Source organism: Methylobacterium terricola (assembly GCF_006151805.1).
Lineage (GTDB): Bacteria > Pseudomonadota > Alphaproteobacteria > Rhizobiales > Beijerinckiaceae > Methylobacterium > Methylobacterium terricola.
Window position 1 is genome coordinate 1 of sequence record NZ_VDDA01000079.1, and the last position, 4,580, is coordinate 4,580.

2 protein-coding genes, 1 rRNA gene and 1 pseudogene are annotated in these 4,580 nt (G+C 69.5%); 2 read left to right on the top strand and 2 right to left on the bottom strand.

Features of this window, described 5'->3' with window-relative positions; genetic code table 11:
• The first annotated feature begins 57 nt into the window (after positions 1–57).
• A 5S ribosomal RNA gene (gene rrf, locus FF100_RS36550) occupies positions 58–174 on the top strand.
• A 442-nt stretch (positions 175–616) separates the two neighbouring features.
• On the opposite strand, the gene FF100_RS36555 is transcribed toward rrf, so the two are convergent.
• Both FF100_RS36555 and FF100_RS36560 read right to left on the bottom strand, forming a co-directional pair.
• The gene (locus tag FF100_RS36555; RefSeq protein WP_139040899.1) at positions 617–2,644 is read right to left on the bottom strand and encodes an ATP-binding protein; all 2,028 of its coding nucleotides are present in this window, start codon (positions 2,642–2,644) and stop codon (positions 617–619) included.
• A gap of 135 nt (positions 2,645–2,779) precedes the next feature.
• Positions 2,780–3,688 (bottom strand): annotated as a pseudogene (locus FF100_RS36560) (YifB family Mg chelatase-like AAA ATPase); the annotation flags it as partial.
• A gap of 325 nt (positions 3,689–4,013) precedes the next feature.
• Here FF100_RS36560 and FF100_RS36565 point away from each other — a divergent pair.
• Entirely contained in the window at positions 4,014–4,367 is a 354-nt protein-coding gene (locus FF100_RS36565; RefSeq protein ID WP_139040901.1) for a hypothetical protein, read from the top strand.
• The last annotated feature ends 213 nt before the right edge of the window (positions 4,368–4,580 follow it).

Sequence of the window (4,580 nt, forward strand, 5' to 3'; positions counted from 1 at the left end):
CCACAGCACGATGAAGACATATACACAAATGCTTGCCGGACGAACGTGCTTGGCCGGTCTGGTGGTCTGAGCGGGGTGATCGCAAACCCGATCCCATCTCGAACTCGGCCGTTAACCGCCCCAACGCCTATGGTACTGTGTCTCAAGACACGGGAGAGTCGGTCACCGCCAGACCTGCCAAGCACGTCACGTTCCCTCGTCACGATCTAATCGACCGAAGCCCGCCAGGATCATCCCTGGCGGGCTTCGTCGCGTTCAGGGGCCTCTCCCCTCCGGCGGCTACTTGGTTGACCGGGATACCGCGGCTCTGGAGCCCGGGCTCTGCTGTGCGATCCCGGATGGACCCAGGGAATATCAGCACCGGCTGGGTGAGTCGGATCGGTTCCGATCGGACTGGTTCTCAGAGGCATCGAGGCACTTCCATGGAGGCGTCGGTGCGTCGCAGATCCCGGTGAACGGTCCCGTTGTGCGCAGTGATCGGCAGCCCGCGGACAGGGCTCCGAACACCACCCCGGCACCCCCATGGGTGTCGCGGATCAGCTAAGGCAAGCCTGAAATCCATGGGCCTCCGTCGGACATCGCCCGACGGGGGAAGCCGCGACACCATCGGCGGTGGTCACGCTGCCCGCGCCTCGAGGAGCGGCGGCAAGGCCTTGAGGTCGAGAGGTTTTGCCAGGAACCCATCGAATCCGGCAGCCAGGGCGGCAGTCTGGTCGTCCTCCTGGACATTGGCGGTCAGCGCGACGAGGTGCGTCCGTCCGAGGCGGTGCTGCGCCTCGTGGGCGCGCACGCGGCGCGCAACCTCGAGACCGTCCAGGTTCGGCATGCGGATGTCGACGAGGGCGAGATCAAACGGCGTGGCCGAGGCTGCCGCCTCCTGCAACCGCGTCACCGCCTCGGCGCCATCCCGCGCCCAGAGCACGACGGCGCCCAGACGCTCCAGGGCCTTGGTGGCGAGGAGTGCGTTGATCGGGTTATCCTCGGCCAGCAGCACCCGGGGCCGGCGGTTCAGGGGCCGCAGGCTGCCGTCGGGGCTGGTCAGGATGCAGGTCGGCGGCGGGGCCGGCTCGGCGAGGCGGGCGAGCAGCGAGGTCAGGCGGACCGGCTTGATCAAGTAGCGATCGAAGCCCGCGGCGGCCGGCGAGCCGAAATCGCGCCGGTCGAACGGCGACAGCAGCACGATGCTGCGGCTCACCCCGGCCCGACGGGCCGCCGCCGCGATGCCGCGCACCGCGGCATCGCCGAGGGCCCGGTCGGCGATGACGGCCGCGAACGTCGTATCGGCCAGGATCGTGAGGGCCTCGGCCGCCGATTCGACCACCACCGCCTCGGCACCCGCGCGACCCAGACGGTGCGCGATGTAGGGCGCCTCGAAGGCAGCGGCAGCGACCACCAGGACGCGCTGCCCCGACAGGCACGGCATCGGCGGCCGGGGCGGGCTCGCGGTGGCGCGCAGGGGCAGGCGGACCTCGAAGCAGCTTCCCTCGCCCGGGCGCGAGGTAACGGTGAGGCGGCCGCCCATCCGGTCGATGAGGCGTTGGGTGATGGCGAGGCCGAGGCCGGTGCCTTCGTGCCGGCGGCTCGCGCTGCCGTCGCCCTGCTCGAATTCCTGGAACAGGACCGGCAGGCGGTCCACGGGGATGCCGGGGCCGGTATCGTGCACGGCCAGCGTCAATCCGCCCGCCTCCCATGATGCCGTGACGCCGACGCCGCCGGATTCCGTGAACTTCACTGCGTTGCCGGCGAGATTGATCAGGATCTGGCGCACCCGGTCGGAATCGCCGATCAGGGCAGCCGGCAGCGCCTCGATGTCGGCGGCGATCTCCAGGCCCTTGTCCTGGGCCCGCGGGGCCAGAAGCTCGACCACGCTCTCGACCAGGGCCGCCGGATTGAACGGCTCCGCCGCGAGATCGAGACGCCCGGCCTCGATCTTCGAGAAGTCGAGGATCCCGTCGATGAGCGACAGCAGCGCCTCGCCGGAAGTCTTCACCGCCTCCGCGTAGGTGCGCTGCTCCGGGCTCAGCGGGGTGTCGAGCATCAGGTCAGCCATGCCCATGATGCCGTTGAGCGGCGTGCGGAACTCGTGGCTGACGCTGGCGAGGAAGCGCGACTTCGCCACGCTCGCGGATTCAGCCCGGCTGCGGGCCTCTTCCAGGGAACGGGCGGATTCGACGCGCTCGGTGACGTCGCGGCCCGCCCGCAGGACCTCGGCCCGCCCGTCGCGGCCGACCGTGACGGTCTCGACGAAGGCGAACCAGCGCAGCGGCCCACCGCCCTCCGGCGCGATCGCCACATCGGCGAGGCGGGCGCCGTCGGCGCGCTGGCGCATCGCACCGGTCTCGACCACATCGGCCTCCCGGGTGGTGCCCAGCAGCGCCTCGGGCGTGGTGCCGAGCAAGTCGGCGAACCCCTGGTTGGCGAAGGTGATGCGCCCTTCCGCATCGCGCTGGACCACCAGCTCGATCTGGGCCTCGACCAGGCTGCGGTAGCGTTCCTCGCTCTCCGAGGTGCGCCAGACGAGGTCGTGCAGCCGCTCGACCTCGCCCTCGCGCCGGCTCTGGGTCAGGCGCTGACCGCTCCGCCAGCGCAGACCCAGCCAGGCGAGAACCGAGAGACCACCGATCGCCGCGCCGAGCCAGACCATCACGCATCCTCCAGCGTCCCTCCGGGAGACTGCCAGGCGGAGCTGAAAGATGAGTTGGGAAAGTGACTTAGCGGATCATGCGGCCGATCGCGACGATTCTCCGGACCAGGGTCACACCCGATTCACCATCACGGGTCAGGCGGCGGCGGGGCGCCGGTCGGCCCGGCTGCGGTAGGACAGGGCCTCGGCCAGGTGGAGCCGGCGCACCCGGCCCTCACCATCGAGATCGGCGAGGGTTCGGGCGACGCGCAGGACCCGGTGGAAGCCGCGGGCGGAGAGGCGCATGGCGTCGGCGGCATCGCGGATCAGGGCCATGCCGTCGGCATCGGGCCGGGCCGCCTCCTCGATCAGCGTCGCCGGGCAGGAGGCGTTGGTGGTGCCGGGCGGCTGGCCGGCTTCCGCGTAGCGCCGCTCCTGAAGGACGCGCGCCGCGGCGACGCGGGTGGCCGCCTCCGCCGAGCCCTCGTCCGGTGGCGGCAGGATCAGGTCGGCGGCGGTGACCGCCGGCACCTCGATCTGCAGGTCGATCCGGTCGAGGAGCGGACCGGAGAGCCGGGCCTGGTACTGGGCGACGCAGCGGTCGTTGGGCCCACGCCGGCACGCGAAGCCCGGCTCCGTCGCCTGGCCGCAGCGGCACGGATTCATCGCCGCGACGAGCTGGAACCGGGCCGGGTAGGTCACCCGGTGGTTGGCCCGGGCGATCATCACGGTCCCGGTCTCAAGGGGCTGGCGCAGGGAATCGAGCACCTGACCGTTGAACTCGGGCAGCTCGTCGAGGAACAGGACGCCGCCATGGGCCAGCGATACCTCCCCGGGCCGCGCACCGATGCCGCCGCCGACGAGCGCGGCCATCGAGGCCGAGTGGTGCGGCGCCCGGAATGGCCGGCGGTTCGAGAGCGCGCCGTCCTTCAGCGTGCCGGCCACCGACTGGATCATCGAGACCTCGAGCAGCTCGCGGGGGCCGAGCGGCGGCAGGATCGAGGGCAGCCGGGCGGCGAGCATCGACTTGCCGGCCCCGGGCGGGCCGTTCATGAGAAGGTTGTGCTACATTACGCATCCCTTCGCGAGATGGATGGCCCTATCGAACGCAGGGCGGCAGGCGGACCCGTCTGCGCCAACATGCGCATCCCGACCGCTACCGTCGCACCTCGCCAAATCACCCTGTTTGATATCGCTCTTACCGGGACATCCCGGTCATGCCCGAACGGATGCCAAGAGGCCAAGCGGACCGACTAGGTCCACCGCAAGCCATGCCGCCCGGTTCCCGGCTGCAATCCTAGCCGGGACCTCCAGTCAGAACGACGGCGCAGGCCTTACCGTGTGGCCGCCTTCGTGATATAGTTCTATTGTATTTCTATGAGTGACTCACATGCCTGCGGTCACCGTATCGACGAACTTGGACGCCGAGGTTGCCGAGCGTGTCAGGGCCTTGGCAACGGCCGAGCACCTGACCGTTGCCAACCTGGTCGCGGCCGCCGTGCATGTGTTCACCGACCTGCCGAAGGGAGTTCGTGACGCACTGCTCGAACTTCGGTCCGGTTCGGACACGGTGCATCTGAGGAAGCTCGCCAGGGAAATGGAGGCAGTCGTCGCGCGGCACAGGTTCGATCGAACATCCGCGGCGATGGCGGCAGAGCGCCGGATCGATCCCGCCATGGCGGAGCTTTCCGAAATCGAGGTGCTGGAGGCGGAGAGCACCGGGCTTTCGAGGCCTCGGCGTTGACGTCACGCCCCATCCCCGGAAGCGCCTCTGCGCGTCAGCGTCGACATCAACATCTGGATCCCGTTTTTCGGGATATGCGAGAAGATCGCTTAGGCGGTGTGGACTCTTGGGGTTTCCCGGTTGGTTGAGACGTGATTCAAGGCTGCTTTTTGGAGAGCCGCTTTGGGCGTCCTGGACCGTCTCGTTCTTAGCGACACTCAGTGGGAGCGCATG

Bases quoted from the DNA above. Each gene is read 5' to 3' on its own strand.
- FF100_RS36555 (WP_139040899.1), bottom strand. From the start codon at position 2,644: ATGGTCTGGCTCGGCGCGGCGATCGGTGGTCTCTCGGTTCTCGCCTGG.
- FF100_RS36565 (WP_139040901.1), top strand. From the start codon at position 4,014: ATGCCTGCGGTCACCGTATCGACGAACTTGGACGCCGAGGTTGCCGAG.